Genomic DNA, 17,440 nt, shown 5'->3' with positions numbered 1-17,440 from the left:
CCAGAAAGGTCCCATGGCACGCACGGACGCAGTCGGTCTGCCCGACGGTGAGCGCATCGAGGACGTCGACGTCTCCGAGGAGATGCAGGGCTCCTTCCTCGAGTACGCGTACTCCGTCATCTACTCGCGCGCGCTCCCGGACGCCCGCGACGGACTGAAGCCGGTGCAGCGCCGGATCCTGTACCAGATGGCCGAGATGGGCCTCCGGCCGGACCGCGGCCACGTGAAGAGCGCCCGCGTCACCGGTGAGGTGATGGGCAAGCTGCACCCGCACGGCGACGGCGCGATCTACGACGCCCTGGTGCGGATGGCGCAGCCGTTCACGATGCGTGTGCCGCTGGTGGACGGACACGGCAACTTCGGGTCCCTGGACGACGGTCCGGCCGCTGCCCGGTACACCGAGGCGCGCCTGGCGGAGCCGTCGATGGCGATGACCGAGGGCCTCGGGGAAGACGTCGTCGACTTCGTCCCGAACTACGACAACCAGATCATGCAGCCGGGTGTGCTCCCGGCCGCGTTCCCGAACCTGCTCGTGAACGGCGCGTCGGGCATCGCGGTCGGCATGGCCACCAACATGGCGCCGCACAACCTGGGCGAGGTGGTCGAGGCCGCCAAGCACCTGCTGATGAACCCGCAGGCCACGCTCGAAGAGCTGATGGAGTTCGTGCCGGGCCCGGATCTCCCCTCCGGCGGCACGATCGTGGGGCTCTCCGGCGTGCGCGATGCCTACGCCACGGGGCGCGGGACGTTCCGGACGCGCGCCAAGGTCGCCGTCGAGAACCTCACCCCGCGCAAGACCGGTCTCGTCGTCACCGAGCTGCCGTACCTCGTCGGCCCGGAACGCGTGATCGAGAAGATCAAGGACGGCGTCCAGTCGAAGAAGCTCGTCGGCATCTCCGACGTCAACGACCTCACCGACCGCAACCACGGGCTCCGGCTCGTCATCGGCATCAAGTCCGGGTTCAACGCCTCCGCCGTGCTCGAGCAGCTGTACAAGCACACCCCGCTCGAAGAGGGCTTCGGCATCAACAACGTCGCGCTCGTCGGCGGGTCGCCGCGCACGCTCGGGCTGCGTGAGCTCCTCGACGTGTACGTACAGCACCGGCTGGCGGTCGTCACGCGGCGCTCGGAGTACCGGCTTGCACGCCGGCGCGAGCGGCTCCACCTGGTCGAGGGCCTCCTCGTCGCGATCCTCGACATCGACGAGGTCATCGAGGTCATCCGGTCCTCGGACGACTCGGAAGCCGCGCGTTCCCGCCTGCAGGACGTCTTCGACCTGTCCGAGGTGCAGGCCGAGTACATCCTCGAGCTCCGCCTCCGCCGCCTCACGAAATTCTCGCGCCTCGAGCTCGAGGGCGAGCGCGACCAGCTCCTCAGCGAGATCGCCGCGCTCGAAGAACTGCTGGCATCCGACGAACGACTCCGTGCCCAGGTGGCGCTCGAGCTCACCGAGGTGTCGGACAAGTTCGCGACGCCACGGCGGACGCTCCTGACCGAAGCCGACGCTCCCGTCCGCGGTGGCAAGAAGGCGGTGGTGAACCCCGAGGACCTGCAGGTCGCGGACTCTCCGTGCCGCGTGCTGCTGTCCACCACCGGCCGGCTCATCCGCGTCGACATCCCGACGTCGGAGCTCGGCATCGTGCGGGTCCCGAAGCGGTCCAAGCACGACGCCGTCCTCGCCACCGTGGTCAGCACGGTGCGCGGGCAGGTCGGCGCGCTGACCTCGACCGGACGCATGGTGCGGTTTTCCCCCGTCGACGTCCCGGCCGTCCCACCGGCAGCGGTACGACTCGACGCGGGTGTCCGGGTGAACGACTACCTCGGCATCCCCCGGTCCGAGGCCGTGGTCGCGATCGTCGACCTCTCCGGCGCCACCGAGCACTCGCTGGCGATCGGCACTGCGCAGGGCGTCGTGAAGCGCGTCGTCCCGGGGGCGTGGCCGGACAAGCCCGAGTTCGTCGCCATCGGCCTGAAGCCAGGGGACGCCGTGGTCGGTGCCGCCCAGTCGCCGGAGTCCGACGACCTGGTGTTCATCACCTCGAACGCCCAGCTGCTGCGCTTCGGTGCGTCCGTCGTCCGGGCGCAGGGGCTCCCGGCGGGAGGTGTCGCGGGGGTCTCCCTCGCCGCCGACGCCCGGGTCATCTGGTTCGGCGCCGTCGCCCCGTCAGAGGATGCCGTCGTCGCCACGGTGTCCACGTCGTCGTCGGCGCTGCCCGGCACCGACACCGGGCGCGCCAAGGTGTCGTCGCTGTCGGAGTTCCCCGGCAAGGGCCGCGCGACCCAGGGCGTCCGGGCACACGCGTTCCTGAAGGGCGAGGACGGACTCAGCGTCGCGTGGGCGGGCATCGCTCCCCCGCACGCCGTGGGGTCGGACGGCGCTGCGCGGACCCTGCCGGACTGGCTGTCGAAGCGGGACGGGTCTGGGAGCCCGCTCGAGGCCGTCATCGGCTCGATCGGCGGCAGCGCGGCGACGCTCGACGGCACGCGCGGCGAGGCGTAGGCGCGCGCCGCGGCAGCGCCCGCTCGGGCCAGTTGGTGCCGGCACGGCGACGCTGTCCCGTCAGGCTGCGCGGATCGTGCCGCGGAAGGGACAGGGTGGCGCCGAAAGAACGAGGGACACTGTCGCTTTCGCGCGGCGCGGCGCGGCGCGCGCTGGACTGTCCCGCGAACGCGACAGGGTGCCGCCGGTATCCGGCGGCACCCTGTCGCTTTGGCGGGAGAGGGCGGGGCGCCCCCGCTACACGTCGATGCGGTCGTGGTCGAGGCCCTCGCCCGCCAGGATGAACTCCTTGCGCGGGGCGACGTCGTTGCCCATCAGCAGCTCGAACACCTTCGCGGCACCCTCGGCATCGGACACGTTCACCCGTCGGAGCGTCCGGTGCGCACGGTCCATGGTCGTCTCCGCCAGCTGGTCCGCGTCCATCTCGCCCAGGCCCTTGTAGCGCTGGATCGGCTCCTGGTACTTCTTGCCCGACTTCTCGAGCTTCTTCAGCACCGACTGGAGCTCCTGCTCGGAGTAGGTGTACAGCGTGTCGTTCGGCTTGCCGCGGTTCACCACGACGACCCGGTGCAGCGGCGGGACGGCTGCGAACACGCGTCCCTGCTCGATCATCGGCCGCATGTAGCGGAAGAAGAGCGTGAGCAGCAGCGTGCGGATGTGCGCGCCGTCGACGTCGGCGTCGGACATGATGATGACCTTGCCGTAGCGGGCCTGGTCGAGCTCGAACGTCCGGCCGGAGCCGGCGCCGATCACCTGGATGATCGACGCGCACTCGGCGTTCGAGAGCATGTCGGAGACCGACGCCTTCTGGACGTTGAGGATCTTGCCGCGGATCGGCAGCAGCGCCTGGTACTCGCTGTTGCGCGCGAGCTTGGCGGTGCCGAGCGCGGAGTCGCCCTCCACGATGAACAGCTCGGTACCGGCGACGTCGTTCGAGCGGCAGTCGGCGAGCTTCGTCGGCAGCGACGAGTTCTCGAGCGCGTTCTTCCGCCGCTGGGTCTCCTTGTGGGCGCGAGCGGAGATGCGGGACTTCATCTCCGAGACGACCTTCTCGAGCAGCGTCGCCGCCTGGGCCTTCTCGGTGCGCTGTGTCGACGTGAGGATCTCCGTCATGCGCTTCGACACCACCTGGTCGACGATCTTGCGGACCGCCGGGGTACCGAGGACCTCCTTCGTCTGTCCTTCGAACTGCGGTTCCGGCAGCCGGACGGTGAGCACGGCGGTCATGCCGGCGAGCACGTCGTCCTTGTCGAGCTTGTCCTGGCCGACCTTGAGCTTGCGGGCGTTCGCCTCGACCTGGGCCCGGACGGCCTTCATCACGCCGCTCTCGAAGCCGGCCTGGTGGGTGCCGCCCTTCGGCGTCGCGATGATGTTGACGAAGCTCCGGAACACCGTCTCGTACCCGCCGCCCCAGCGGAGTGCGAGGTCGACCTCGCACGAGCGTTCGACGTCCGTGGAGACCATGTGGCCCTTGTCGTCGAGCATCGGGACGGTCTCGGTGAACGTGCCGGTGCCCTGCACGCGCCAGACGTCGGTGATCGCGGAGTCCGGCGCGAGGTGCTCGACGAACTCGCTGATGCCGCCCTCGTACCGGAAGCGCTCGACCACGGGACCGGCCGTCGCCTCGACACCGGTGGCCGACGCACGCGCCGCTGCGGCCTCGATCGCGGCTGGGCGTTCGTCGGTGATCGTCAGCCCGAGCCCGGGGACCAGGAACGCCGTCTGGCGCGCCCGGTTCACCAGGTCGGACATGCTGAACGCTGCGTCCTTGGTGAAGATCTGCCGGTCGGCCCAGTAGCGGATGCGCGACCCGGTCACGTTCTTCTTGACCTTGCCGACGACCTTCAGCTCACTGCCGGAGGTGAACGGTGTGAACGGCGCGTCCGGTCCGATCCCGGCGGCGTCGTCGAACACGCCGGGCTCACCCCGGTGGAACGACATCGCGTAGGTCTTCCCGTCGCGGTCGACCTCGACGTCGAGGCGCTCCGACAGCGCGTTCACCACCGAGGCACCGACGCCGTGCAGCCCACCGGAGGCCGCGTACGACCCCGAACCGAACTTGCCGCCGGCGTGCAGCTTGGTGAAGACGACCTCGACACCCGTCAGGCCCGTCTTCGGTTCGACGTCGACCGGGATGCCACGAGCGGTGTCCGAGACCTGCACGGACCCGTCCGGGAACAGCCGGACACCGATCTCGTCTCCGTGCCCGGCGAGGGCTTCGTCGACGGAGTTGTCGATGATCTCCCACAGGCAGTGCATCAACCCGCGGGAGTCGGTCGACCCGATGTACATGCCGGGACGCTTCCGTACTGCCTCGAGCCCTTCGAGGACGGAGAGATGGCGTGCGGAGTAGTCGGAGCTCACCTCCTGAGCCTACCGAGCACCCCGGACAACGCCGTCCGGACACTCGGACTGGGGACAGTCGATCCGCGCTGAGCGAAATGGGGGGTCCGCAATGCGACGTATCCAGGCAGCACGTGTTGAAATGGGTGGACCATCAAGGCACCACCTGCGATCCGTGAGGAGCACAGCAATGACCCAGACCGTGCAGGACCCCTCCATCGACGAACTCAGCAGCCACCAGCTCACGGCTGCCGACCGCTGCGACAGCTGCGGGGCGCAGGCCTACATCCGAGCCACCATGGCCAGCGGTGAACTGTTCTTCTGCGCCCACCACGGCGCCGAGTTCAAGGACAAGCTCGCCGCGACCGCGATCGAGTGGCACGACGAGAGCAGCCGACTCTACGAGTCGAAGTAGGTCGCGTCCGACGCGACCGCACAGCGAACGGGAGGCCCGGTACCAGTTGGTACCGGGCCTCCCGTTCGTCGCATGGCCGTCTCAGAACGCGCGGTTCAGCGCCCAGGCAGCGCCGCGGTAGCTGTTCGGGCCCCAGATGCCATCGACCGGACCACTGTACTGGCCGTGCGCGGCCGCCCACCGCTGGAGCGCGCGGACGACCTCTGGGCTCTCCCAGTCGTGGAGGTCGCCGGCTCGGAAGTACCCGCCCTTGGCGAGCTGTTCCGAGACGCCGATCCACGAGTTGGGCCCCATCACGCCGTCGATCGGCCCCTTGTAGCCGTAGTAGCCAGCCATGCTGCCGAGACACTGCAGGCGCTTGTAGAAGATCGTGCCCGGGACGCCGTCGAACTCGGTCGTGGTCGTCGGGACCGATCCGCAGGGGTCGGCGATCCGTGTCGTCGCGGCTTCGGCGGGCGACGGCTGGATGACTGCCCCAGCGGTGGTCAGGGTCACGACGAGTGCGCCGACCAGGACGAGGGCGTGCTTGGTGTGGTGCATGGAAACCTCTTTGTTCGGCTTCCAACATGTCACATCCTGTGGATCAGTCGATGTGTTGCCGACCGTTGCCATCGGGAACGACGGAAGGCCGAGCCCGATCGGCCCGGCCTTCCGTCGTCACCTCCGATGACGCACCATCGTCACGCGATGCGCTTGAACGCCTTGTCGACGTAGCGGTCGACGGTCGCGCGCGCTTCGCGCGCGTAGCGGTCGATCGTCGCGGTGCGTTCCGTGTCGGGGGCGTACGCACGCCCGACACGCGCGGCCGCAGCGGCGAGGACGGCATCCGTCAGGTCCGGGTTGAGCGGCAGGAGCGGTCCCTGCGTGTGCGTCCCGAACGAGGTTCCGGCGATCGCGCCCTCCACCGCGGAACCCGCCTGGTTGCCACCGCCCGAGACGACGTCGGCGAACGGTGTGACACCGGCGCCGAGCTCGATCCGGGTGGCGTGATCCTCGAACCCGGCGAGCCGCTTCGCGGCACCGGGCAGGAGCGGGTAGCGCGTCTCGAGCACGAAGTAATTGACCCGACGCTCGGCACCGCGGACCGCCCGGGCGTCGAACACGCCGAAGCCCGCGAGCGGCGAGCCGTCGGTCGGGACGATCTCGTTCGTCGCCAGGTCGAACCCGCCACCGACGGCCACGACCGGCACACCGGCAGCCGCGAACTCGCGGAGCGGGGCACCGATGCGCGCCACGTCGTCGCCGAGGGAGCGCATCGCGCTGAGCGGACCGTTGCCGATCACCACGACGTCGGCCGCGGTCGGCAGGGCGTCACCCGGTGCGTACTCGAGCACCTCGGTGGGGACGTCAGCGGCGTCGGCGCGGCGGGTCAGGGCCACGACGTTGCCGCGGTCCCCCGACACCCCCATCTGGCGCGGGTAGACGTGCAGGATGGTCAGGCGATCGGCCGTCATGCGGTCTTCTCCATGTCCGGGTGGCCGAGGGCCTTCCGGGCGATCATCATGATCTCGTAGTTGACGATGAAGTTCTTCGTGCCGCTGGTCGTCGCACCGAGGCCCTGCATGAGCGCGATCGCCGCCTCGACGTCGGGCTCGACGGTGCCGATGCGGACACCGGCGTGCTCGAGCGCGATGGCGATCTGCCACGCCTTGTCACCGGAGACGACGTCCACGTGGTCGAGCTTCGAGAAGTCGATGTCGTAGATCCACGAGATGTCCGGCGTGCCCTCGTCGATCGCCATGAGCACCTGCTCGGGGTGGTCCGGCAGCGCGTCGAGGTTCAGCTGGAGACTGGCCGCGTTCTTGAACATGGTGAACTCGGCCGACTCGCCGGCGATGGGGAGTCGTTCTCCGCGGCCGTACGCCGGCTTCATCGTCGTGAAGGCCTTCGTGACGGCGTCCGCGCGGAACTGCGTCCCGAGCGCGGCGCTGGCCGTCGCGGTGGCGGCAGCGGCGTCGACCGCGTAGTGCAGGCCGCGCGCCGGGAGCCGGACCGGGATCGTCGCCCCGTCGAACGCGATGGTCGCCGCGTCGCCGCGGTTCTCGATCACCTCCGCGTCGGCCGAGGTCGCCGCGCGATCGGCCGACGCGAAGTCGTCGGCGTTCTGCAGGCCGTTCGGCGCAGCTGCGACGACCTCGGCGCTCGCGCCGAAGCGGAGCACACGCTGGCCGTCGACACCGATGTAGGCGTCGAGGAACTGGTCGTCGTGGTTCGTGATGACGTTCGCCGAGGACAGCGCCGCCGTGTCGAGCATCATCGCCGCGACGCGCTCGGTCTCGAAGAACCGGTAGAGCTGGTCGACCTGGACGTTCAGCATCGTGACGGTCGACGGCGACAGGATGCCGGCGAGCTCGACGGCGAAGGCCTCGTCGACCTCGAGGATGCCGATGTCCGCCTTGAGCCGGCCGGTCAGCGACACCTCGGACAGGAGCGCCGACGCGATGCCCTGCGGCAGGTTCGCGCCGGAGGGGTTCGTGAAGACGCGCAGACCGTGGGCGCGCACGATCTCGGAGATCATGTGCGTCGTCGTGGACTTGCCGTTCGACCCGAGCACGAAGACGACCCCGTTCGGGAACTGCTTCGTGACGTGCTGCAGGAAGTCCGGGACGAGCTTCAGGACGATGAACCCGGGGTACGCGGATCCCCCGCCCCGCGCACGAGCGAGGGCACGGAGGATCCGCCCGATGAGGATCGGGATGAAGAAACGCACCGGACGGCCTACTCGAGGTAGTCGCGCAGCGACTGCGACCGCGACGGGTGGCGGAGCTTCGCCATCGTCTTGGACTCGATCTGGCGGATGCGCTCGCGCGTCACGCCGAACGTGTCACCGATCTGGTCGAGCGTCTTCGGCTGGCCGTCCCCGAGGCCGAAGCGCATCCGGATGACGCCGGCTTCGCGCTCCGACAGGGAGTCGAGGAGGCTCTCGAGCTGCTTCTGCAGCATCGTGAAGCCCACCGCGTCGGCCGGGACGACCGCCTCGGTGTCCTCGATGAGGTCACCGAACTCCGAGTCGCCGTCTTCGCCCAGCGGGGTGTGCAGCGAGATCGGCTCGCGGCCGTACTTCTGGACCTCGACGACCTTCTCCGGGGTCATGTCGAGCTCGCGGGCGAGTTCTTCCGGAGTGGGTTCGCGACCCAGGTCCTGCAGCATCTGCCGCTGGACACGCGCGAGCTTGTTGATGACCTCGACCATGTGCACCGGGATGCGGATGGTGCGGGCCTGGTCGGCCATGGCGCGGGTGATCGCCTGGCGGATCCACCACGTCGCGTAGGTCGAGAACTTGAAGCCCTTGGTGTAGTCGAACTTCTCGACGGCACGGATCAGGCCCAGGTTGCCTTCCTGGATGAGGTCGAGGAACTGCATGCCACGACCCGTGTAGCGCTTGGCGAGCGACACGACGAGACGCAGGTTCGCACCGAGCAGGTGCGACTTCGCGCGCTGGCCGTCACGAGCGACCCAGCGGAGCTCGCGCTCTTCCGGCTTCGACAGGCCCGTCGAGTGCTGCAGCTTGTCCTCGGCGAACAGGCCGGCCTCGATGCGCATCGCGAGCTCGACCTCCTGCTCCGCGTTGAGGAGGGCGACCTTGCCGATCTGCTTCAGGTAGTCCTTGACCGGGTCGGCGGTCGCACCCGTGATCGTGGTCGAGTAGACCGGCGCCTCGTCGTCGTCGGACTGCGAGATGACGAGCGCCCCGGCAGCGACCGCGTTGGCGGCTTCGGCTGCGGCGGTCGCCGGCTTCTCCTCGGCGTCGTCCTCGGTCTCGTCCGCGTCGACCGGTTCGACGGTCTCCTCGTCCTCGACGTCGTCGTCAGCGGCCTTCTTGGTCGCCGGCTTCTTGGTCGCCGCCTTCTTCGCGGGCGCATTCTTGGCGGGGGCCTTCTTCGCCGCAGCCTTCTTGGGCGCAGCGGTTCCGTCGGTGTCCTCGGCCGCAGCCTGGTCCACCGTGTCGGCGTTGTCCTTCGTGGGATCGATCGTCGTGCTCCGGGCAGCCATGCGATCACCTCTCTCCTCGTGCCACGTTCCTGGGGTCGTGGCGCCCCTCGCCGCTCAGGGCTTGCGCCGCAGTCCCCCGCGTCGCCGGCTCAGTCGTTCCTGGCGGCACTGCCTCTCCGGGCAGCACTAGGACCCATGTCAAGTCCCCCAGCGAATCCGGCGCTCCGGAAGAGCACCTGTACACGGGGGACCCGAACGGGTCCGGGTTCATTATTGCACGGTCCGCTTCCGCAGGCGTGCAACCAGTGCAACCCAGAGCGGGGCCACCCGTATTCCGTCCTCGGCGTGCATCACCGCGCGGGTCCGTCGACGGGCGTGCAACAGCATCCCCACGCCGATCCCGACCACGACGTACTGCACGGTGAGGGCGATCCGGAAGTTCGACCACGCGAAGACCGTGTCGCCCGTGACCCGCGAGACGGCGTCGAGCAGGGTACCGATCAGGAACATCATCACGAAGGCCGCCAGGAAGCCGCCGACGTTCACGACGCCGTTCGCCGAACCCAGTGAGCCCATCGGGTTGAACGACCGCGCGAAGTCGAAGCCGATCAGGGACCCTGGCCCGCCGATGCCCATCGCGACGACGAGCAGCACGAGCAGCCACGTCGGCGGGTGATCAGGCCAGAGCAGCACCGCGGTCCACACCACACCGAGCACGACGACCACGCCGAGCACCAGGTTCGACCTGCGGAACGGGAACCGGGCACACAGCACGCCGAGGATCGGACCGACGACGAACCCCACGACGACGATGACGGTCAGGAACGCAGCGGCCTCTGTCGCGGAGTAGCCGAGCCCGCGGAGCATCGGGACGCCCCAGAGCAGGCTGAAGACGGTGCCGGACGACTGCGTGACGTAGTGCGACCAGAAGCCGAGCTGGGTACCCGGTCGACGGAGCGCGTGCCCGAACGTCCGGAACGCGCCGCCCCACGAGTGCGGCAGCGGGATCGTGTCGGTGCGCACCGGCACGGGTCCGTTCCGGACGAACACGAACGCCAGGACCAGCCCGACGGCGCTGGCGGCCGCCGCGACGCCGAACGCGATCGACCACCCGGCGGTGTGCAGGAGCAGGGCGAACGGGAACGCGGAGGCGATCTGCCCGACCTGCCCGAGGTTGCCCGTCCACTGCGAGATCTGCGGCAGGATGCGCCCGCTGAACCACATCGGGAGCAGTCGGATCACCGAGATGAAGGTCATCGCGTCCCCCGCACCGACGAACACCCTGCCGACGATCGCCGGCCCGATCGTCGGTGAGACCGCCACGATCGCCTGCCCCACCACCAGGAGCAGTGCGCCGAGCAGGACGAGTCGGCGCGGGCCGATGCGGTCGAGCGCGATCCCGACCGGGATCTGCAGCCCCGCGTAGACGGCGATCTGGACGACCGCGAGCGTGGAGAGGACCGCAGCGGAGACCGCGAAGCGGTCCTGCGCGTCGACGCCGGACACGCCCAGCGAGGACCGCTGGACGACCGCCAGGACGTAGGCGAGCACCGCGACGCCCCAGACGACGAAGGCACGGCGGGAGTTCACCCGACCAGGCTATCGGCGCGGCCCCGCCGCCAGGACGGGCTGTGGAGAACGCGCGATGCGCGCCCGACGGGTGCACAGCCTCCAGGCCGGACGGGAGGACCGGTGCACGATCGCGACGTCCGTCGCGGACTCCAGGTGGTCCGGTCTCAGTCCTCGCTCGCGTCGCCGTCGACGCGACGGTCCGCCAGGAAGCGTTCGAGCTCTGCCGCGATCGAGTCCGCCGTCGGGACCTCGCCGTCGACGTTGGTCAACGGCGACGAGACGGAGTTGCCCTCCATGTACGTGTCGTGACGCTCCTCGAGCGCACTGACCAGGCGCTGCAACTCGGCGTTGCCCGCCACCTGCTCGTCCACCCGTGCGATGAACTCGCGCCCTTCCTCGCGGAGGGCGTCCGTCGGGAAGATCAGCCCCGTCGACGCGGAGATGCCGGACAGCGCCGCGACGGCCGCGTCCGGGAACTCGGTGTCGGACAGGTAGTGCGGGACGAGGAGCACGAGGCCGGTGACCTGCTGGTCCAGCTCGGTGAGCCGGTGCTCGACGAGGTGCAGCACGTTCGCCGGCGCCTGCGTCTGCGGCTTCCAGACGCTCATGGACTCGATGAGGTCTGCCCGCGTGCCGGACACCGTCAGGCTGATCGGCCGGGTGTGCGGCACCGGCATCGGGATCGACTGCACCCATGTGGTGTCGACGACCCGGAGCTCGGCGGCGAGTTCGGTGACCGCGCGCACGAACCGGTTCCACTGGAAGTCCGGCTCGTACCCGGAGAGGAAGAGGAAGGGCTGGCCGAGCTCGTCACGCACGAGGTGCAGCGCGAGGCGCGGCGGTTCCACGTCGCTGATGTGGTCGTGTTCGAAGGTGATGACCGGCCGACGCGCGCGCCAGTCGAGCAGGACGTCGGGGTCGAACTCCGCGACCAGGCGGGTGTCCAGCCGCTCGAGGATCGACGTGGTCACCTGGGCGACGGCCGAACCGGCGTCCGCGAACCCGGTGAGCCCGGCGACGAGGTGCAGGCCTGCCGGCACCGTCGGGGCGGACTCGTCGAACGTGTAGAGGTCCTCGGGGTGGTTCACCGTCCCCATGCTAGGCGGGCGGTTCGCCCACACCTGCCGCGCAGCCCACGCCGACAGCGAACACCGCGTGGATAGGGTTGGAGCATGGTCCGACCGACGCTCTCCACCGACAGTTCATCCCCCTCCTCGATCGCCGCCGACGTGCTCGTCGTCGGCGTCCGTCCGGGCACCGACGGCGCTCCGGCGACCGTCGTGTCGCCCACCACGGGTGCGGTCGCCGCACTCGACGGGCTCGACCTCGCCGCGATCGGCGCGACGGGTTCCAAGGACCAGCTCGTCCGCATCCCCGCGACCGGTGTCGAGGCGTCGAGCATCGCGCTCGTCGGTCTCGGTTCCGGCACCGACGCCTCGGCCGTCCGCGCCGCAGCGGGCAGCGCCGTCCGCCAGCTCCCCCAGGCGTCGTCGATCGTGCTCGCGCTGCCGACCGACACCGACGAGCTCGTCGCCGCCGCGCTGGAGGGCGCAGCGCTCGGCGCGTACTCCTTCACGCGGCACAAGGGCACGGGGACCACCGGCCCGCAGCGGGGCGACCAGTCGATCACCGTCCTGGCCACGTCGGCATCGGCCGATGCCGCCTTCCGTCCGGCGATCGTCGCCGACGCGGCCGCGCTCGTCCGGGACCTCGTCAACACCACGGCGGGCGACCTCGGCCCGTCAGAGGTGGCGTCCGTCGCTGCGTCGTTCGCCGAGGACCTGCCCCTCACCGTCGAGGTCCTCGACGAGACCGCGCTGGCCGAGCAGGGCTTCGGCGGCATCCTCGGCGTCGGCGCGGGGTCCGTCCGTCCGCCGCGGCTCGTCGTCGTCCGGTACGCGCCGTCGACCGCGTCGAAGCACCTCGCGCTCGTCGGCAAGGGCATCACGTTCGACTCCGGCGGCCTCTCCCTGAAGCCCGCAGCCTCGATGCTCGGCATGAAGACCGACATGACCGGTGCCGCCACCGTGCTCGCCACCACCGTCGCGGCCGCGCGCCTGGGCCTCGACGTCAAGGTGACGGCCTGGCTCTGCCTCGCCGAGAACATGCCGTCCGGCTCGGCCACCCGCCCCGGCGACGTGCTCACGCTCAAGAACGGCAAGACGGTCGAGGTGACCAACACCGACGCCGAGGGTCGCCTCGTCCTCGGTGACGGCCTCGTCGCCGCCACGCTCGAGCAGCCGGACGCCGTCGTCGACATCGCGACACTCACCGGCGCACAGGTCGTCGCACTCGGTGACCGGACCACCGGCCTGATGGGCACCGACGCGCTCGTCGCGCAGCTGCAGGCGGTCGCGGCGTCCGTCGCGGAGCCGATCTGGCCGATGCCGCTCCCCGAGGAACTCGACGCGCGACTCGCCAGCGAGGTCGCCGACATGGTGAACGCCACGGTCGGCAACCCGGCGGGCGGCATGCTCCTCGCCGGCAAGTTCCTCGAGCGGTTCGTCGAGGGCGACGTGCCGTGGGCGCACCTCGACATCGCCGGCCCGTCCGAGAACAAGGGCGGCGGATACGGATGGCTCGGCAAGGGCGCCACCGGCGTGATGGTCCGGACACTCATCGCACTCGCAGAAGAGCTCCAGTCCAAGTAGTAGGTTTGGTTCCGGCGGGGCGGGCGTGTTCTGCGCGTCCCCCGTCGGAACGGACGGGACGGGACCGGAACCATGCGGTCCGACCGTCGGGCACCGCCGCCGCGGTGTCCATGCACGGGCTCGAACCCACCAGAACCGGGCCCGGGCTCACACGCACGAGGGAGTTGCACCAGGTGACGGAACAGACTTACGACGTCGTGGTCCTCGGTGGCGGCAGCGGCGGGTACGCCGCAGCGCTGCGGTCGGCCGAGCTCGGCATGAGCGTCGCGCTCATCGAGGGGGACAAGCTCGGAGGGACGTGCCTGCACCGCGGCTGCATCCCGACGAAGGCCCTCCTGCACGCGGCCGAGATCGCCGACGGCACCCGTGAGGCCGAGAAGTACGGCGTCATCGCCGAGTTCGCCGGTGTCGAGGTCCCGAAGGTCATCGAGTACCAGCAGGGCGTCATCAACTCGAAGTACAAGGGTCTGCAGGGCCTCATCAAGGCCCGCGGCATCACCGTGGTCGAGGGCTGGGGCAAGCTCACCTCGCAGAACACCGTGCAGGTCGGCGACCAGACCATCACGGGCAAGAACGTCGTCCTCGCGACCGGCTCCTACTCGAAGTCCCTCCCCGGGCTCGAGATCGGCGGCCGCGTGATCACCTCCGAGACCGCGCTCCGCATGGACTACGTCCCGAACAAGGTCGTCATCCTCGGCGGCGGCGTGATCGGCGTCGAGTTCGCGAGCGTCTGGAAGTCCTTCGGCGCCGAGGTCACCATCGTCGAGGCGCTCCCCCACCTCATCCCTGCCGAGGACGAGTCGATGTCGAAGCAGCTCGAGCGGGCCTTCCGCAAGCGCGGCATCGAGTTCTCGCTCGGTGTCCGCTTCCAGGGTGTCGAGCAGCACGAGAACGGCGTCGTCGTCACCCTCGAGGACGGCAAGACCTTCGACGGTGACGTGCTCCTGGTCGCCGTCGGCCGTGGCCCCGTCACGCAGAACGTCGGTTTCGACGAGGTCGGCGTCACGATGGACCGTGGCTTCGTCACCACGAACGAGCGCCTCGCGACAAACCTGCCGAACGTCTACGCCGTCGGCGACATCGTCCCCGGCCTGCAGCTCGCCCACCGCGGGTTCCAGCAGGGCATCTTCGTCGCCGAGGAGATCGCCGGCCTGAACCCGGTGATCATCGAGGACAAGAACATCCCGAAGATCACGTACTCCGACCCCGAGGTCGCGTCCGTCGGACTCTCGCAGGCCAAGGCCGAGGCCGAGTACGGCGCCGACAAGGTGGACTCCTACGAGTACAACCTCGCGGGCAACGGCAAGAGCCACATCATCGGCACCTCCGGCTCGATCAAGGTCGTCCGCGTCGTCGACGGTCCCGTCGTCGGCGTCAGCATGATCGGCGCCCGAGTCGGCGAGCTCATCGGTGAGGCACAGCTCGCCGTGAACTGGGAGGCGCACCCCGAGGACGTCGCCCCGCTCATCCACGCGCACCCGACGCAGAACGAAGCGCTCGGCGAGGCGTTCCTGCACCTCGCGGGCAAGCCGCTCCACGCACTGTGAGCGCGCGCACCGTGACAACGACACCAACCACCACGAACCACCCCTGCGAAGAGGAGTCCCACCGATGAGCGAATCCGTCAACCTCCCGGCGCTCGGCGAGAGCGTCACCGAGGGCACGGTGACCCGATGGCTGAAGAACGTCGGTGACCGGGTCGAGGTCGACGAGCCGCTGCTCGAGGTCTCGACCGACAAGGTCGACACCGAGATCCCGTCGCCGATCGCCGGCGTCGTCGAGGAGATCCTCGTCCAGGAAGACGAGACCGTCGAGGTCGGCACCGCGCTGGTGAAGATCGGCGACGGCGCGTCCGACGGCGGGTCGTCCGACGGCGGCTCGTCCGACGCCGGATCGTCCGAGTCGAACGAGGAAGCTGCAGAGGAGGCCGAGCCCGAGGCCGCCCCGAGCACCGAGCAGGAGTCCGAGACCCCCGCTCCGCAGCCCACAGAGCCCGAGCCGGCCCCCGCCGGTCAGACGCAGCCCGCCGCCCCCGCGGCCCGGCAGCGCCGCCCGCAGCAGCCCCGGTCCCCCAGGCAGCCCCGGTCCCGCCGCCCGCCGCAGCTCCGGCACCGCCGGCCGCCGTCCCGGCCCCGGCCGCCGCGGTCGCCAGCGCGCCCACCGCCTCCGCTGCCGTCCCGAACCCGACGCAGACGGGTGCCGCTTCCGGCTACGTCACGCCGCTCGTCCGCAAGCTCGCGAACGAGCAGGGCGTCGACCTGTCCACCGTCACCGGCACCGGTGTGGGCGGTCGCATCCGCAAGGAGGACGTGCTCGCCGCGGTCTCGGCCGCTCCGGCAGCCGGTGGCTCGGCAGCACCCGCTGCCGCGTCCGGCCCGTTCGTCGCGGAGGTGTCGCCGCTGCGTGGCACCCGCGAGAAGATGACCCGCCTCCGCAAGGTCGTCGCCGAGCGTGCCGTGCAGTCGATGACCTCGACCGCGCAGCTCACCAGCGTGGTCGAGGTGGACGTCACGAAGGTCGCCCAGTTCCGGGACGCCAACAAGGCGCAGTTCCTGGAGAAGACGGGTTCGAAGCTCTCCTTCATGCCGTTCTTCGCCCTGGCGGCGTCCGAGGCGCTGAAGGCCCACCCGAAGATCAATTCGACGGTGGAGGGCGAGGAGATCGTCTACCCGGAGACCGAGAACGTCTCGATCGCCGTCGACACCGAGCGCGGTCTGCTCACCCCCGTGATCAAGGACGCCGCGTCGCTGAACCTGGCGCAGTTCTCGCAGTCGATCGCGGACCTCGCCGAGCGCACGCGGAACAACCAGCTCAAGCCCGACGAGCTCGCCGGCGGCACGTTCACGCTGACCAACACCGGTTCGCGCGGCGCGCTGTTCGACACCCCGGTCGTGTTCCTCCCGCAGTCGGCCATCCTCGGCACCGGCATCGTCACGAAGCGCCCGGCGGTCGTGAAGGTGGACGGGCAAGAGGCCATCGCGATCCGTTCGTTCGTGTACCTGGCGCTGTCGTACGACCACCGGATCATCGACGGTGCGGACGCCTCGCGGTACCTCGTCGCGGTGAAGAACCGCCTCGAAGAGGGCAACTTCGGTCCGAACCTCGGGTACTGACCCGCGGCTCCGGCCCGACCGACGGCCCCGTCTCCCCCTGGTGGGAGCCGGGGCCGTCGGCGTTCGTGTGCGGTCGCCTCGCGCGCTGTCCACTCACGGGCCCGAGACCGCGAACACACCGGCCACGGCGAGTCCGGCCGCGACCACCAGGCCGACGACCACCCGCCGCACCGGGAGCTTGCCGCCACCTGGAACCGGGACGCCGTCGACGATCCAACCGCGGAGACGTGCGACCACGTCGTCACCCGGCGGCGGGGTGGGCTCGACGAAGTCGAAGTCGTCACGGGGCGGATCCCATCGCACCGGTCGCGGCGCCGCCGTGCTCGTGACGACGCGCAACAGCTCCCGGGCCTCTGCGACACCCCCGCCGATCGCCTCCGCCATCGCGGCGTCGAGGACCGCACGACACGGTGCGCGCGGGTCGACCCGCTCCCAGACCGTCCGCGCCGCGTGCAGGAGCGCGGTCGCGCCCGCGGTCTCCGATGTCCGGACGATCCCACTGCCGATCAGGTCCACGGCGTCAGGCGGATGATCGACGAGCACGGTGGCACCGGCGTCGTCCACGAGGACGTCGTCCGCGCGCGCGACCCCGAGCACGATGGCCCCGGAGACGGCGTCCACGACGAGGTCGAGCAACGGCACCGTGAGCGTCACCGCGACGCCCACGGTCGGCTGCCCGATCCGCTCCAGCGCATCGGGCAGCGGAGCCCCGCGCACGGGACCGGTGTGCACGACGAGCCGCCCGTCGGCACCGCGTCCGACCTCGGTGACGCGGACACAGTGGACCGGGTCGGCCGCGGAGCGGTCGGCGACCCATGTCGCGAAGGGACCGGAGTCGGGTCCGGTCCACCAGTGTTCGAGCGTGATCGCGTCCATGGTGACCAGCGTCGCGGAGGTAGGACGGGCCTCCAGG

General features: G+C 70.2%; 12 protein-coding genes and 1 pseudogene. 5 read left to right on the top strand and 8 right to left on the bottom strand.

Annotated elements, in window-relative coordinates:
- Window positions 1-13 precede the first annotated feature (13 nt).
- Entirely contained in the window at window positions 14-2,500 is a 2,487-nt protein-coding gene (locus QK288_RS11205; protein ID WP_281264391.1) for a DNA topoisomerase IV subunit A, read from the top strand.
- A 237-nt stretch (window positions 2,501-2,737) separates the two neighbouring features.
- Here the strand turns inward: QK288_RS11205 and QK288_RS11200 are convergent, their stop codons facing one another.
- Window positions 2,738-4,864: a DNA topoisomerase IV subunit B gene (locus QK288_RS11200; protein WP_281264390.1), complete on the bottom strand. Its 2,127-nt coding sequence runs from the start codon at window positions 4,862-4,864 to the stop codon at window positions 2,738-2,740.
- A 169-nt stretch (window positions 4,865-5,033) separates the two neighbouring features.
- Between QK288_RS11200 and QK288_RS11195 the strand changes: the two genes are divergently transcribed.
- Window positions 5,034-5,258, top strand: a complete 225-nt coding sequence (locus tag QK288_RS11195) for a hypothetical protein (protein ID WP_281264389.1) — start codon at window positions 5,034-5,036, stop codon at window positions 5,256-5,258.
- A gap of 81 nt (window positions 5,259-5,339) precedes the next feature.
- Here the strand turns inward: QK288_RS11195 and QK288_RS11190 are convergent, their stop codons facing one another.
- The 6 genes from QK288_RS11190 to QK288_RS11165 form a co-directional block, all read right to left on the bottom strand.
- Window positions 5,340-5,798 (bottom strand): hypothetical protein, encoded by a 459-nt coding sequence (locus QK288_RS11190; RefSeq protein WP_281264388.1) that lies wholly within the window; start codon window positions 5,796-5,798, stop codon window positions 5,340-5,342.
- Between the two features lie 140 nt (window positions 5,799-5,938).
- Window positions 5,939-6,712, bottom strand: a complete 774-nt coding sequence (locus QK288_RS11185) for a hypothetical protein (protein WP_281264387.1) — start codon at window positions 6,710-6,712, stop codon at window positions 5,939-5,941.
- A complete protein-coding gene (locus QK288_RS11180; RefSeq protein ID WP_281264386.1) occupies window positions 6,709-7,968 on the bottom strand; it encodes a MurT ligase domain-containing protein in 1,260 nt (419 codons plus the stop codon). Before QK288_RS11180 ends, QK288_RS11185 begins: the two co-directional genes overlap by 4 nt.
- Window positions 7,969-7,976: 8 nt before the next feature.
- Window positions 7,977-9,251 (bottom strand): RNA polymerase sigma factor, encoded by a 1,275-nt coding sequence (locus QK288_RS11175; protein WP_281264385.1) that lies wholly within the window; start codon window positions 9,249-9,251, stop codon window positions 7,977-7,979.
- A gap of 210 nt (window positions 9,252-9,461) precedes the next feature.
- Window positions 9,462-10,781 carry an MFS transporter gene (locus tag QK288_RS11170; protein WP_281264384.1) on the bottom strand — a complete coding sequence of 440 codons (1,320 nt, stop codon included), beginning with the start codon at window positions 10,779-10,781 and terminating at the stop codon, window positions 9,462-9,464.
- Window positions 10,782-10,927: 146 nt separating this feature from the next.
- Complete coding sequence (locus QK288_RS11165; RefSeq protein ID WP_281264383.1) at window positions 10,928-11,860, bottom strand: PAC2 family protein; 933 nt, start codon at window positions 11,858-11,860, stop codon at window positions 10,928-10,930.
- Between the two features lie 75 nt (window positions 11,861-11,935).
- Between QK288_RS11165 and QK288_RS11160 the strand changes: the two genes are divergently transcribed.
- The 3 genes and pseudogenes from QK288_RS11160 to sucB all read left to right on the top strand — a co-directional run bounded on the left by QK288_RS11160 (window position 11,936) and on the right by sucB (window position 16,527).
- Window positions 11,936-13,414 (top strand): leucyl aminopeptidase, encoded by a 1,479-nt coding sequence (locus QK288_RS11160; RefSeq protein ID WP_281264382.1) that lies wholly within the window; start codon window positions 11,936-11,938, stop codon window positions 13,412-13,414.
- A 173-nt stretch (window positions 13,415-13,587) separates the two neighbouring features.
- Window positions 13,588-14,961 carry a dihydrolipoyl dehydrogenase gene (gene lpdA / locus QK288_RS11155; RefSeq protein ID WP_281264381.1) on the top strand — a complete coding sequence of 458 codons (1,374 nt, stop codon included), beginning with the start codon at window positions 13,588-13,590 and terminating at the stop codon, window positions 14,959-14,961.
- A 64-nt stretch (window positions 14,962-15,025) separates the two neighbouring features.
- Window positions 15,026-16,527 (top strand): annotated as a pseudogene (sucB, locus tag QK288_RS11150) (2-oxoglutarate dehydrogenase, E2 component, dihydrolipoamide succinyltransferase).
- 93 nt (window positions 16,528-16,620) lie between these two features.
- Here the strand turns inward: sucB and QK288_RS11145 are convergent.
- Window positions 16,621-17,403: a hypothetical protein gene (locus QK288_RS11145; protein ID WP_281264380.1), complete on the bottom strand. Its 783-nt coding sequence runs from the start codon at window positions 17,401-17,403 to the stop codon at window positions 16,621-16,623.
- Between the last annotated feature and the right edge of the window lie 37 nt (window positions 17,404-17,440).

The organism is Curtobacterium sp. 9128 (assembly GCF_900086645.1).
In the GTDB taxonomy this organism is placed as follows: domain Bacteria; phylum Actinomycetota; class Actinomycetes; order Actinomycetales; family Microbacteriaceae; genus Curtobacterium.
This window is presented reverse-complemented; position numbering and strand designations above follow the sequence as displayed.

Bases quoted from the DNA above. Each gene is read 5' to 3' on its own strand.
- QK288_RS11175 (WP_281264385.1), bottom strand. From the start codon at position 9,251: ATGGCTGCCCGGAGCACGACGATCGATCCCACGAAGGACAACGCCGAC.
- QK288_RS11160 (WP_281264382.1), top strand. From the start codon at position 11,936: ATGGTCCGACCGACGCTCTCCACCGACAGTTCATCCCCCTCCTCGATC.
- QK288_RS11165 (WP_281264383.1), bottom strand. From the start codon at position 11,860: ATGGGGACGGTGAACCACCCCGAGGACCTCTACACGTTCGACGAGTCC.
- QK288_RS11195 (WP_281264389.1), top strand. From the start codon at position 5,034: ATGACCCAGACCGTGCAGGACCCCTCCATCGACGAACTCAGCAGCCAC.
- QK288_RS11145 (WP_281264380.1), bottom strand. From the start codon at position 17,403: ATGGACGCGATCACGCTCGAACACTGGTGGACCGGACCCGACTCCGGT.
- QK288_RS11190 (WP_281264388.1), bottom strand. From the start codon at position 5,798: ATGCACCACACCAAGCACGCCCTCGTCCTGGTCGGCGCACTCGTCGTG.
- QK288_RS11185 (WP_281264387.1), bottom strand. From the start codon at position 6,712: ATGACGGCCGATCGCCTGACCATCCTGCACGTCTACCCGCGCCAGATG.
- QK288_RS11205 (WP_281264391.1), top strand. From the start codon at position 14: ATGGCACGCACGGACGCAGTCGGTCTGCCCGACGGTGAGCGCATCGAG.